General features: G+C 34.8%; 15 protein-coding genes. 5 read left to right on the top strand and 10 right to left on the bottom strand.

The genetic code is table 11. The features are described 5' to 3' along the window. Positions 1-3: 3 nt before the first annotated feature. Complete coding sequence (locus AC4AGG_RS12540) at positions 4-1524, bottom strand: polyamine aminopropyltransferase (RefSeq protein ID WP_489772349.1); 1521 nt, start codon at positions 1522-1524, stop codon at positions 4-6. A 38-nt stretch (positions 1525-1562) separates the two neighbouring features. On the opposite strand from AC4AGG_RS12540, the gene AC4AGG_RS12545 reads away from it, so the two are divergent. The 5 genes from AC4AGG_RS12545 (at position 1563) to AC4AGG_RS12565 (ending at position 5202) form a co-directional block, all read left to right on the top strand. Next, positions 1563-2129 carry a Cj0371 family chemotaxis-regulating polar lipoprotein gene (locus tag AC4AGG_RS12545; RefSeq protein ID WP_489772350.1) on the top strand — a complete coding sequence of 189 codons (567 nt, stop codon included), beginning with the start codon at positions 1563-1565 and terminating at the stop codon, positions 2127-2129. After that, positions 2119-3267, top strand: coding sequence for a glutathionylspermidine synthase family protein (locus AC4AGG_RS12550; protein WP_489772351.1), 1149 nt, complete (start codon positions 2119-2121; stop codon positions 3265-3267). Before AC4AGG_RS12545 ends, AC4AGG_RS12550 begins: the two co-directional genes overlap by 11 nt. A 6-nt stretch (positions 3268-3273) precedes the next feature. Continuing rightward, entirely contained in the window at positions 3274-3897 is a 624-nt protein-coding gene (locus AC4AGG_RS12555; RefSeq protein WP_489772352.1) for a hypothetical protein, read from the top strand. A gap of 4 nt (positions 3898-3901) precedes the next feature. Beyond that, the gene (gene speD, locus AC4AGG_RS12560) at positions 3902-4288 is read left to right on the top strand and encodes an adenosylmethionine decarboxylase (RefSeq protein WP_489772353.1); all 387 of its coding nucleotides are present in this window, start codon (positions 3902-3904) and stop codon (positions 4286-4288) included. A gap of 386 nt (positions 4289-4674) precedes the next feature. Then, positions 4675-5202: a hypothetical protein gene (locus tag AC4AGG_RS12565; RefSeq protein WP_489772354.1), complete on the top strand. Its 528-nt coding sequence runs from the start codon at positions 4675-4677 to the stop codon at positions 5200-5202. A 60-nt stretch (positions 5203-5262) separates the two neighbouring features. On the opposite strand, the gene AC4AGG_RS12570 is transcribed toward AC4AGG_RS12565, so the two are convergent. The 9 genes from AC4AGG_RS12570 to AC4AGG_RS12610 all read right to left on the bottom strand — a co-directional run bounded on the left by AC4AGG_RS12570 (position 5263) and on the right by AC4AGG_RS12610 (position 13097). After that, positions 5263-6372: a 5-(carboxyamino)imidazole ribonucleotide synthase gene (locus tag AC4AGG_RS12570; RefSeq protein WP_489772355.1), complete on the bottom strand. Its 1110-nt coding sequence runs from the start codon at positions 6370-6372 to the stop codon at positions 5263-5265. Between the two features lie 142 nt (positions 6373-6514). Continuing rightward, positions 6515-6952 carry a nuclear transport factor 2 family protein gene (locus AC4AGG_RS12575; protein WP_489772356.1) on the bottom strand — a complete coding sequence of 146 codons (438 nt, stop codon included), beginning with the start codon at positions 6950-6952 and terminating at the stop codon, positions 6515-6517. A 90-nt stretch (positions 6953-7042) separates the two neighbouring features. After that, a complete protein-coding gene (locus AC4AGG_RS12580) occupies positions 7043-7579 on the bottom strand; it encodes a DUF1543 domain-containing protein (protein WP_489772357.1) in 537 nt (178 codons plus the stop codon). A 7-nt stretch (positions 7580-7586) separates the two neighbouring features. Then, complete coding sequence (locus AC4AGG_RS12585; protein ID WP_489772358.1) at positions 7587-8111, bottom strand: hypothetical protein; 525 nt, start codon at positions 8109-8111, stop codon at positions 7587-7589. Between the two features lie 143 nt (positions 8112-8254). Continuing rightward, positions 8255-8632 (bottom strand): SMU1112c/YaeR family gloxylase I-like metalloprotein, encoded by a 378-nt coding sequence (gene gloA2, locus AC4AGG_RS12590; protein ID WP_489772359.1) that lies wholly within the window; start codon positions 8630-8632, stop codon positions 8255-8257. 138 nt (positions 8633-8770) lie between these two features. Then, positions 8771-9829 carry a diphosphomevalonate decarboxylase gene (locus tag AC4AGG_RS12595; protein WP_489772360.1) on the bottom strand — a complete coding sequence of 353 codons (1059 nt, stop codon included), beginning with the start codon at positions 9827-9829 and terminating at the stop codon, positions 8771-8773. Between the two features lie 174 nt (positions 9830-10003). Continuing rightward, positions 10004-10258, bottom strand: coding sequence for an FUSC family protein (locus AC4AGG_RS12600; RefSeq protein WP_489772361.1), 255 nt, complete (start codon positions 10256-10258; stop codon positions 10004-10006). Positions 10259-10325: 67 nt separating this feature from the next. After that, positions 10326-12086 (bottom strand): AMP-dependent synthetase/ligase, encoded by a 1761-nt coding sequence (locus tag AC4AGG_RS12605; protein ID WP_489772362.1) that lies wholly within the window; start codon positions 12084-12086, stop codon positions 10326-10328. Between the two features lie 9 nt (positions 12087-12095). Further along, a complete protein-coding gene (locus AC4AGG_RS12610) occupies positions 12096-13097 on the bottom strand; it encodes an NAD-dependent epimerase/dehydratase family protein (RefSeq protein ID WP_489772363.1) in 1002 nt (333 codons plus the stop codon). Positions 13098-13304: the final 207 nt, after the last annotated feature.

The following is a 13304-nucleotide window of genomic DNA, read 5'->3' on the forward strand; positions in this document are numbered from 1 at the left end:
AAATTAATTAGTCATAATATCGTTCTTCCACTTGTACCAATCATCGAGAAAGTAATCCAAAACGACTGGATTGTCAATGGTATTGATTTTTGTACTAACAATACTGATGTCTTTGGGCATTTCAAAGGCATTTTGAAACACATTTTCGGTTAAAAATTTTAGATCTCCTGGAACTTTGCGATGAACATTCTGATCAAAATCCGAGTTCTTTGCAATCGTATAACCCCAAAATCCAAAGGAAGGAACGTAGACCTGATACGTTTTGACGTAAGGAAATATTTCTGAAACTGTATTTTTGATACAACTAAAGGCGGTGTTAGAATAATAGACTTCACCTGATTGAGTCACAAAAATCCCGTCTTCTTTCATACTACGTCTCACCAAACCGAAAAATTGTTTGCTATACAATTTTGCAATCGCATCTACAGAAGGGTCAGGCAAATCAGCAATAATGACATCATATTCTTTGATATTATTACTCAAAAAAGTGAACGCATCATCGGTGATCAAATGAACTCTGGAATCCAAGGATGCTTTCTGATTAATTTGGAGTAAATATTTGTTTTTTTTTGCTAAATCAAACATCGCTGCATCAATATCAACCACGTCTATACTCTTGATGTAACTATGTTTGAGTACTTCTCTGCTTGCAAGATTCTCCCCTCCTCCTAATATCAAAACATTTTGAGGTTGCGGATGCATTAACAATGGAACATGGACTAACATCTCGTGATACCGATGTTCGTCCTTGGAACTGAACTGGATACTTCGGTTAAGATATAATTTGACATCATCGTTTTCCTTTGTAATGACAATTTTTTGATATGGAGATTGAAGATTTTCAATGATGGGACTTTTGTAGATTTTTTCCTCCCAAACCTTGAGTAAGGTCCCTGCTTTGAAGGTTAAAACAATCAAAAGAATGAGAATCGCTACACCGGCCCAAAAAGTTTTGTTTCTTTTCTTAACCAAAATAATATTGAGCCATAACCCAAGAATAATATTAATTGCCCCAAACAGTAACGAGGAATAAAATAGTCCCACAAAAGGCAGCAAAATAAAAGGAAACACCAATGTTGCCATTAATCCACCGATATAATCTAATGACAAAAAATTGGATAGGTTATCTTTGTACTTAGTATTATCATTAATAAAAGTCAATAGCGGAACTTCCATCCCAGTCATTATTCCTATAAAAAACATGATAATGAGGCAAGCTGATTGCAAAAGTGCGGGATCCACATTGACAAAGAGGAAATATAGCAGAGGTACCGATATTCCACCAATAAAACCGAGTGCGATCTCAATCAGGACAAAAAACTGAAGTGAGTTATCTTGAAGAAATTTGGATAAATAAGCTCCAATTCCCATAGAAAACATATACACTCCAATTAATATTGAAAACTGCATCACTCCATTTCCTAAAAAATATGTTGCTGTTGAACTAATAAGAAGCTCGTAAATTATTGAGCAAACACCTGCGACAAATACTGAAAATGAGAGTACTTTTATTTTTGTTTTCAAGATAATATTTTTATATTTGGTTGTAAAATTATTCAAATATGAAAAAAAATCACACACCAATTTCATTTTTTAATCATAAAAATAAGATCCTGATTGCTGCGGTATCAGGATTGCTTGTTTTACAGAGTTGTGGCGGCGGTGACGGAAGCCCAAGAATTAAAGATGGAAAAACCTCAACAATCTACGAATCCTCAAAAGGTACAGTGACCGAAGTTGAGGAAGTTGCACCTGGTGACGATTTCAAAATCATTGATGAAAAAGTCATTGACGAAAAAGCAAAATCAACTGCAATTGTACATTATCTTAACGGAAAAGTAGATACGGTATCGCTTCAAAAACTACAGTCGGAAGCTCAAACGGGTAATCATACGCATTCTGCGTTAAGAGGTGTACTTATGTATTCTCTAGCTTCTGCGTTTTTTAACAGAAACCTAGCCAACACATCTCCTAACTCTAGTTATTACAAAAACTCAGAGGCTTACAATAAATCAACAGGTCTTAAAAACGACATTCAAAAATCTGCAACTTCAAGAAGAGTGACCGTTCCTGGTGGTTCTTCCAAAGGTTATGGAGGTGGAAAATCTTTCAGGTCTTATGGAGGATAACAGATTCAAAGAGGTTAGAAAATTCAAAAAAAGTGAGCTCCCGTTGACTTTGCAAAACTTCTATGGAGATGAGTATCTGTATGAAGAAGTCCTAGGAGTGTATTCAACAGAAATTAGTCGATATCGATTTATCACTGAGGAAGGATACAAGCTTTTTGAGCAAGCTACCGAAAAAATCATTACAGAAAAATCGTTGCAACAATTACAGATTCCTTCTTTTTTTCATTCTGCGATCGAAAAATCTTGGAGAGAAAGAGACCGCAATCCATTTCTATTGGGACGATTTGACATCAATGGAGGGATTGATGAGAAGAATGCTAGAATCATCGAATTCAATGCAGATACTTGTAGCACCATTCCAGAAACTATTGTTTGGCAAAAAATGCAATTACAGGAAATACCCATGTCAAAAGGACAATTCAACAATCTTGAAAAAGATGTGGAAGCGACCCTACTTCGACTAAAGGCTTCTATTCCGTTTCCTCAACCTTCTTTCTTAGCTTCATCATTTGGTCATATCGAGGACAAAAACAATTGCAACGTTCTTCTCAATATTGCCCACAAATCAGGATATGAAACCTTTTATACTGATTTAGAAAACGTAGTTTTTGCGGATGAAGGTATCTTCTTCGAGATTGGGGGCGAATATCAACCGGTAGATGTATGGTTCAAGATGATTCCTTGGGATTGGATGTTCCATGAAGAGCCAGAACTCGCAAAAAATCTTGTCCGAATTATAGAAAACAACCTTTGTATCGTGCTTAATCCAGCTTATACAGCGATTTGGCAAAACAAACTTTTCTTGAACTATATTACAAAGAATTTTCCTAATACATTTATTGCAGAAACCTTTGATGACCCCTTTCCATTGTTTGGTAGAGAGTACGTTGAAAAGCCAGTCTATGGAAGAATGGGTGAAAATGTAAAAATTCCTAACAAAAACTTGGAAACAAAAGGAGATTTTGGAAATCAAACTAAAGTCTATCAAAGATATTATCCTTTGGATAAGGATGAAGAAAATTATTATTATCAACCAGGAGTGTTCTACACCACGCAACCATCAGCGCTTAATTTTCGCGCAGAAAACAAGGAAATAATTTCCAATGACAGCGAATTTGTCTCACACTACATTATCTAAACTATTATGAAAAAAGCACTTATTTTATTAGTAACATCTATATTTTTATTGTCTTGTTCCAATAATGTCGATATTGCCATTGACAACCCTACAGACCAATCCATTATTGTGAAAGTTGATACTTTGACAGTAGAAGTCCCAGCAAAAGAAGTTGTCTGGGTCGAAATGGGAAAAGGAGAGCATTCCATTACCTTAGAGGATAATTCGGTGACCAAGTACAATTTTACCGAGAGTACCTACTTCATTAATCCTACTAAAAGCGAATATCTAAAAGCAGAAGAGTTCTACGGTGACCAAACATACGAAGCTACCTACACTCATGAGATTCCAAACAAGAAAGTAAATTTTTACGGCATCGAAATGGACGGTAACTTTGAAGTTATCAAGGACTTAATCAACCCAGTTTCTTGGGATTATGGGCCTCGAGAACCACTTCCTGAAATGATTGAAATGGACGCAGAAGACAACTATGATGTGGTCATTAAGCTTTATGATTTGCAAGAAATCATCGGAATAATGACATCAGAACAGGCTCTTCAAGAAGAGGAAGGAAGTACTAGTGATTCCGCAAGTGGCGGTGTAATCGTTGGAGAACCAGAACGTATCGTCGCAGATTCTGCAAGTAATTAAAGGTATGCAGGAAAGTTTTAACAATATTGGACATCACACCATTTGGGATGTCTACCAATGCAATGCTAAAAACTGCTCTTTGGTTCCTGATGTCAAAATAATTCTAAATAGAATTGTTGATGAGCTACAACTTAATAAAGTCGATGAGGCTTATAAACAATTTGAACCTATTGGTGCTACAGGATTTATTTTGCTAGAAGAAAGTCATATCAGCATCCACACTTGGCCAGAAAAAAATTATGTTGCGATAGACGTTTTTTCATGTAAAGCTTTTGACATCGAAAAAATCAACAAATTAATAAAAGATTTCTTTGAAACCGACGCAATAGACACCCAAGTAATTACTAGAGGAATGACTTCAAAAATCATGAGTATCAGCAGTGAGAATTAATTTTCATCTCTAGTTTCTAAAAAGTGATAAAAGTCAAAATAAAATTTGAAACCGAAGCAGAAACGTTTTTTGCTTCGGTTTTATTTTTTTGAAGCTTTCATTTTCAATCGTTCTTGTTAGACTTATAGTCTTGAGCCAGGATTGCCTTCTCTCATTAATATGAGTCACTATCTAATATTTATCTCCGACGATGAATCAATCACAGGATAAAATCAAAAGTATATTCCTAAGCCATGCTTTACCAAAATAAGTCCATATGAGAATAATCTTGTCAAAATTACGTTAAATTGGTACAGTTATTGAAACTTAAATGTTTGAGTCAAATTAATGATTAGAATGGACTAATTATTTTTTTTACCCAAAATTAATTTTAAACAAAAAAAACAATGAAAAAAACTTTTTTAATTGCTTGTGCATCAGTATTGTTAGTAGCAACTTCTTGCGAGAAAAAAGAAAACGTATCTACTACAGAAACCGAAATAGAAGGAACTACAGCTGAAACTGGAGTATTATCAGAAACAGATGCTCAAGCTAAAATCGATGAAGCTCAAGCTAAATTAGATGAAGCGATTGCCAAAGGAGACAAAGTAGCTGAGGAAGCTGCAAGAAAAGCTCTTGACGAAGCTAATGCTGCATGGGAAACGGCTAAAAGTACAGCAACTGGAGCAATCGAAGATGCAAAAGCAGGGGCAACTGACGCAGTAAATGGAGCGGTGTCTGATGTTAAAGACGCTGCAAAAGACGTTAAAGCTGATGTTGAAAATGTTGCAACAGATGCGACAAATAAAGCAAAAACTACCGTAGATATCAAAGTTACAGAAGCAAAAGACGCTGTTAATACAGCTGCAACTGATACTAAAAATGCAGCAAAAGAAACTGTAAATAGTACTGTTGACAAAGTAAAAATAAAATAGTCACCTAGATTATTTTCTAATAAAAATGCACCTTTTTTTGAAGGTGCATTTTCTTTTTTCCTATTGACTAATTACTTTCACCAAGGATTTAATGTGGACTAACTTTTCCATCAACTCTTCTCGTGAATCTGCTAAAACATTGATGTGTCCCATTTTTCTTCCAGGTTTGGTGTCGGTTTTTCCATAGAGATGGATGTAGGTCTTTGGAAGTTTGAGAGCTTCCTCCAAGCCTTCGTACTTGACCTTTCCAGAATACCCTTCCTCTCCTACCAAATTAAGCATTCCGCTAAAGCCGAAAGCATCAGTGTCTGCCAACGGAAGATTTTTTAAAGTCCTATAAAATTGTTCGAACTGAGAATTAGCGTTACCTTCCTGAGTCTGATGTCCAGAATTATGCAACCTTGGAGCGGTCTCGTTCACCCAAACTTTACCATCTTTATCCAAAAATAATTCAATAGCAAAGAGTCCCGGAGAATCCGTAGCGTTAATAAATTTTTGAGCAATTTCATCGATTTGATTCTGGACGTCCTCCGAAATTTGACTTGGACAAATATTGAAATCTAACAAATTCAATTTGGGATCAGCAACCATTTCTGTAACAGGAAACGTTCTAATTTCACCATTCTGATTTTTAGCCACAATAATCGAAAGTTCTTTATCGATATCCACTAATTTTTCGATCACGGAAGGTTCATCCCAGAGCTTTTGCAAATCAGCCTCTGCCTTTATTAACTGAACTCCTTTCCCATCATAACCTCCAGTATTAAGTTTTTGAACGAAAGGCAAAGGAAAATCCACTTCGGATTTGCCATGAACTATCTGAAATTCTGGCGAAGGAATTCCCTTATTTTGATAAAATTGTTTTTGTAAAATCTTTTGCTGAATAATACTAATAATTCTCGGATTAGGAATCACTACTTTTCCTTCGGCTTCTAACTCGAAAAGCGCTTCGGTGTTGATATGCTCGATCTCGATAGTGATAACATCTTTATCCTTACCAAAATCAATAACATCTTGATAATCATCAAAATTACCTTGTTTGAAATGAGAAATATAAGCGCAAGAACAATCAGAATTAGGATCCAAAACATGGAACTCGTCATCATACTTCAATGCATCTTGAATAAACATTCGTCCCAATTGACCACCTCCGAGAATTCCTATTTTCATTTAATTTTAGATTTGCGCAAAAGTAAGCAAAATATAAAATTGAAGCAATTGTTCTACCACTTCCAAAAAACCAAACATCTCCAAGAAAATCAAAGTACATCACCATCTGAAAACGCAATGAAAAAAAGTATTTCCGAAGAATCTACTTACAATTTTCTTTTCGTCTCGTATCAATTAAATAGTTGATTTTCCAAATATTATCTTTCTTAACCAAAACAAAATGATTGACACCGCAATGAGAAAATTTACCCTGAAAATAGAACTGATAAGGAGTCCAAACAGTTGCCAAATCACCATCAATCTTAATGGTTTCAAATTTTATCCTTTCATCCAAATCATCTCTCTTAAATTTTGAAACAGAACTTACAAAATCTTCTAATTTCTCTGATTTGACCTCTGATTTGGCGGTAATGGTTTCTAAAATCGCATTTTCCGAAAATGCCAGCTTTATCTTGTTGGCATCAGCATTCTTCATACCATCAAACAATCCGTTGATGGTATTTTTGATATTGAGCTTCTCCTGAGATTGTCCAAAGACACAAGTCGAAATAAAAATACAGACTAAAAGTAGATTTTTCATTTTCAAAATTTTAGTATTGACATTCGTAAGAAAGGAAACATCCATTATTAATGCTAAATAATTAGTTACTAATCATTTAAAAACAATGATCTAAGAAACCTTCATGTATCCCACTTTCACAAAGTTCTTTTGATTTTCTAAGTTTGATTTTTCAAGAACAATCGAATATTTTTCTTTTGTACTTTCCGAAAGCAAATCATGCACATCGTAGATATCATCGATATCTACGCCATGTTTGTCATCAACATGACTAACAGCTCCGTCAAATCCCATGGTTTTATAAAATTCGGTTTCTTTTACCCGTTTGATGACCTCTCCCATCGTTTTCCCGACCGTCAAATGTTGCTCGTGAAATTCCTCAAAATAACCTTCTTTATAGCCTCCAAGGTTAATAAAAAACAAATTTTCTTCCGAATTTGAATTCTGTTTATCAACAATTTTAATTTCGTAACCATCGGCAAACTTAACTTCTTGATAGCAGTCGATGTGGATTTTAGCATCGCTCCAAAACGCTTTCATTTCGGGAATTAAATCTTCAAAAGTTTCAGCAATTCCGAAGAAAACATCGTGTTGTTCTATATTTCTACCTTTTGGCGTAGCACCAAGGATTACATAAAATAATTTCATTAAGGTCTTAATTTTTGTTCGACATTTGAAGGGGTAATTTAGCAATTTTACCTCCAAAAAAAGCCAAATAATGATCCCAAAAGTAAGTCTTGAAATGTGCACCTCCTTTTAAATTTTGCAAGATGTATTTCAATATATGATCATAATTGGAATAAAATCTTGAGGGAATGACGAGTTTCACTTTTTGATCCTTTATCAACCAAATCATTTCTCTTTTGTATTGATTAGAATTGTCCTGGACGAGAACATAGTAATCAAAATCTTGCCACTTAATGGTTTTACTAAAAAGAGGAAAAATATAAATTACTTCTATTTCATTGGGAGCTAAAGCCAATGTCTTAAAACCTGAATGAAAATTAATTAAAGAAATGAAAACAGCGAATCCAAAAAAATATGGGAACAGCAATCGAAACCAACTTTCATTTGACTCGACATTGTTAAAATTTGGAAAACCTCCAGTAAAAAATAAATAACCAATAACAATAATTGGCAAAATCGACAGCAAGTGAAGCGTTCTAAATTTTGATTTCATTTAAGTAAATTTAGGAAAAATATTATCCCCATTCAATAGTCCGATTTCTTCCCCAACTTCCAAAAGAAAAATTATCCCCAATTATAAAAAAGATAGCAAGTGAGATGATTATAACTATCATCAAAATCAATTTATTTCTATGCTTAACTCTCATAAAATTCAAGAGGCAAATTGTCTGGGTCGGTTGTGAAAAAGAATTTCTTATCGGTAAATTCATCAATACGAATATCTTCACAATTAAGTCCTTTTTGCATCAATTCATTTCGTTTTTCTTCAACATTTTCTACTGAAAATGCCAAATGTCGTAGTCCACAACTTTCTGGTCGCGATGGTCTTTCCGGTGGATTTGGAAAAGAAAATAATTCAATAACATAATGTTCTCCAATTCCCAAATCGAGTTTATAAGATTGTCTTTCTGCTCGGTAAACTTCTCGCAAAATGGATAATCCTAAAGTCTCAGTATAAAACTTTTTGGATACTTCGTAATCAGAACAAATGATGGCAATATGATGGATTTTCATTTAAGATAAAATTTAAATGATGAATTCTACTTTTTTAAATAAATTAAATCTATATAAAATGTCATGCTGACGAAGGAAGCATCTATAAAGATTCTTCGACTCCACTTCGGACTGCTCAGAATGACAAACAAATATTCTTTACCATCTCATATCATCCTTCACAACGCCTCCTTTTTGTGCGAATGGAAGTAATTCTTGGTTGATGAAATTAGTAATTCGGTCTCTATCGATATCATTTGGAAACAAAAGATGAACATTCGCTCCAGCATCCAAGGTAAAAAACAAAGGCAAACTTGTAATTCTTCGGAATTCCCAAATTCTATTAATTACTTCTAACGTACCTGTTTTCATCAAAATAAAAGCAGGATCACTCATCATCATCATCGCATGAAGTGTTAGAGCTTCGTGTTCCACCAATTTGATGAAGCCTTCCATATCTCCGATTTTTAGAATCTCTTTTAGCGTTTTGAAATTTTCATGCGCTTCTTGGAAACGTCTTTCTGCATAAGGATTGGTCTTCATTAAGCCATGTCCTACGGTTGAACTTACCGATTTTTGACCTTCATGAATCAACAAAACCCAGTCATTGAAGTTTTTAAAAATAGGATGGATTTCGTTATCAGGATATTTCACAGCATAGAGATCCGAACTTCCTTCGACTTCTTCCGTTTTTCCCCAAACAACCAAACCATTATACAAACTTCTGCATGCACTTCCGCTTCCTAATCTCGCCAAAAAGCTGGCTTTTCTCATTTTGAATTCGGAATCTTGGCTATCGGTTGCAAAACTTTCATCCAAATCCATCAAACATTTTGCAATAGCCCCAAATCCAGAAGCTGAACTCGCAATTCCTGAGCTGTGAGGAAACGTATTTTCGGTTTTTATAAGGTATCTTCCTTTAAGAATCCAAGGCAAATAACTTTCGATATTTTTGAAATATTTTTCAATTTTTTCAGCAAATTTCACCTCTTCATTTCCCGACAAAAAAGTCTGAACCGAAAATTCTTCCCCTGCAAAAAATTCAATAGAAGTATTGGTTTTACAATGATTCAAAGTATAACTGATACTTGGATTGGCAGGAATCTGATTCTCGTATTTCCCCCAATATTTTATGAGTGCAATATTGCTTGGACAACTGGCAAACGCCGTTTGGTTTCGGATATTAAAGTCGGTTTTTCCTATAAATTGTGTTTCCATTTTTTTCTTTTTTCCATTTGAAATTCAAAATCCTCATATTGTCCATCTGAGCACAGACTGAAGTTCTGCAGTGTAGTCGAAGCATCCAAACATTTATTATTTCAGATTCACCCTTCGTCGGAATGACAAATTCAATAAACAAAATTAAGTTTAAAATTGTTTCCTATTCAAGATTTATTTCAAATTTCGTTCTTTCAATATTCTTTCTATTTCTTTAGAATCGTAGTTACTTTTTTTGTTTACCAGTTTATAAATTAGAAATATAGGAAAGAGTAAAAATAATCCCCATACTTTGGAATAGACACTATAAAAAATGATTCCTATCAAAACACCAATAAATAAAGCGTTCATCAGCGAATTTGATTTCATTTTTTTTGCTTCTTGCAATAGTTCTTCATCTGTTAAATCTGATAGATTTTTTGCTTCCATTTTTAAATCTAACTTACTTTAATTGAATCTTTTGTCTTTGTTCTTGGCTCTCGGCTCTTGCATCTAATTAAGCATACATTCCGTCAATCAAAGGCTGATATTTTTCTAAAACAATATTTCTTTTGATTTTGAGTGTTGGTGTGATTTCTCCCGAACTGATTTCGAATTCCGCAGGCATCAAAACAAATTTCTTCACCTTTTCGAATCCAGGAAGCGAATGCTGAATTTCGTCAATCACTTTTCTATACAAATCCTGTATTTCTTTAAGGTTCAAAATTTCTTTCCAATTCGTGAAAGCAATATTCATTTTTTTGAGTTGCTCCTCCAAAAATTCAAAATTCGGGACAATTAAAGCCGTAACAAAAGGTCTACCTTCCGCTACCAACATCACTTGCTGAATGTAGCTGTTGTTAGACAAAAGATTTTCAATGGGTTGTGGTGCAACATATTTTCCGTTGGAAGTCTTCATCAAATCCTTGATTCTGTCCGTAATAAAAAGTCTTCCAGATTCGGTTATTAAACCAGCATCACCCGTTCTGAACCAGCCATCTTCGGTAAAAACTTTAGCCGTCTCTTCAGGTTTTCTGTAATAACCTTTCATAATTCCGTCTCCTTTGGCTAAAACCTCGTTGTTTTCGCCGATTTTGATTTGAGTATTCCCGAAAGGAACTCCAGCGGAACCATGCTCGAATTTCGTAAAATGAAATGCCGTTAAAGTCGCAGTAGTCTCCGTCAAGCCATAACCTACTGTCACGTGAATGCCCAAAGCTTCAAAAAATTTGGTCACTTCTGGTGAAATAGAAGCACCTCCACAAGGCATAAACCAAAGTTTACCACCCATTTTATTTTTAATCTTGCTAAACACCAAACGGTCTGCAATCTTATTTTTAAATTTCAAAGAAAAAGGAATCTCTTTTTCGGTTCTGTGAAGTTCTGCGTATTCGTCACCAACACTCAATGCCCAATTGAAAATTTTCTTTTTCGTATTCGAACTTTCATTCAACATTTCAAAAACTCCTGCATAGATTTTTTGGTAAAATCTCGGAACCGCGCACATCATCGTTGGTCTAACATCCGTTAAAGCATGAGCGATATGTTTTGGATTTTCTAAAACCGAAACTTTGGCACCACCATAAAGACACAAAATGGTCCAGCATCTCTCGAAAACGTGAGTTAAAGGTAGAAACGCTAAAGAATGTTCGTTTTCAAAGTTTTTGAATTTAAAGAAATCAAAATGCGCTTCAATGGATTTCAAGAAATTTCCGTGTGTTAACATCACTCCTTTCGGAACTCCTGTTGTCCCTGAAGTGTAAATCAAAGTCGCTAAATCATCATCTTCCTTCGGAACAATCTCAAAATCTTCAGGTTGACCTTCCACAAAGTCTTCAAAGTAAACACCTTGTTTTTCTTTAAGCCAAATAGCTTTTTTAGAAACGATAATCTGAGAAAGCACCTTACTTTTCTGCAAAATTTCGTAGCTGGCGTCGTATTGTTCCTGACTTCCAACCAAGATAATTTTCGATTCGGATTCGTTGATGATATATTCCGCTTGTTCCAGATTGTTGGTAGCGTAGATGGGAACGGTAATCGCGCCCAAAGCCAAAATCGCCATGTCAAGACAAATCCACTCTGCTGAGTTCTCCGAATAAATGGCAACTCGGTCTCCTTCGTTAATACCAGAAGCCCTAAGTGCATTTGCGGTTCTGAACACTAATTTCCTAAACAGACTCCAATTAATTTCTTTCCATTCATCTTTCTTTTTGAATCCCAATACAGGTTTTAAAGGATACTTCGTTGCGTTGGTATTCAGTAGTTCGGTAAGATTCATTCGCTTGTATTATGGTTGGTCTGCAATATAGTTATTTAAATGAAATTCTAAACTTTCTTCAACAGGAATAAAGGAAAAATCGAGTTTTTCACTGATTTTCTGATTAGAAATGGGGTTATTGGTGGTTACCGCTTCTATATTTGGACGATTAATCATTTTAAGTGATGGAACTAAAAATCCCAAAAATCGCAGTGGTAAAGCCAAATTCAATAGTTTATCGGAAATAATTTTCATTTTGCTCAAACCTAATTTAGCTCGAATTGTGTTTCCAATCTCTTGATAGGCTCTGGTTTCGGAAATGCAAATAAAACGCTCTCCGAAAATATTTTGTTCCATGAGTTCAACCGCAATTTTTGCCACATCACGGACATCTACATAAGCCGAACCTCCAGAAAATGTATATTTTGAATTTCTAAAAGTCTTGAAAAGCGTTCCACTACTTTGATTCCAGTTTCCACTTCCGATAATCATTCCGGGATTGATGATGACGGTATTGAGGCCTTCTGCAGAAGCGCGCCAAACTTCCATTTCCGAGAAATGTTTGGATTTAGCATAAGCCGAATGCTCTAATTTGGAATTGAAATCCGAACTTTCGTCTAATTCCCCTTTTTCATTAAATCCATCTAAAACTGCAATAGAACTTACAAACAGAAATTTCTTCACAGAAGAACCTTCGCAAGCATACAACAATTGCTTGGTTCCTTCGATATTGGTGTGATACATTTCCTTTTTGTCATCAGGATGAAAACTCACTTTTGCCGAACAATGATAGACTTCCTCAACACCCTTCAAAGCGTTTTGTAAGGAACTTAAATCATTAAAATCAACATCTACCCATTCAATTTTTTGGAATAAGTCATCTGGATTTTCGGTATAAAATTTAAAAGATGAACGCACTTCCTCCAAATCACTTGATGTTCTCTTGGTTCCGCGAACGGTTTTTCCTCGTTTTAGTAATTCTAAAACAATCACTCTTCCGAGAATTCCTGTGGCGCCTGTTACGAGAATCATTTTTTTGGGTTGAGATTAAGGTTGAGCAAAAATAAGGTTTAAATATTCATTGGTCAATTATTTTGTTTTTAAAATATTCAATAAGCAATTTCTAAATTAAAAAGGATAGGTTCAATGTCATGCTGACGAAGGAAACATCTAAGATTAGATAGATTCTTCGACTCCACTTCGTTTCGCTCAGAATGACAGTAAATTGTACAATATCTA

The organism is Chryseobacterium sp. CG10_8 (genome assembly GCF_058117085.1).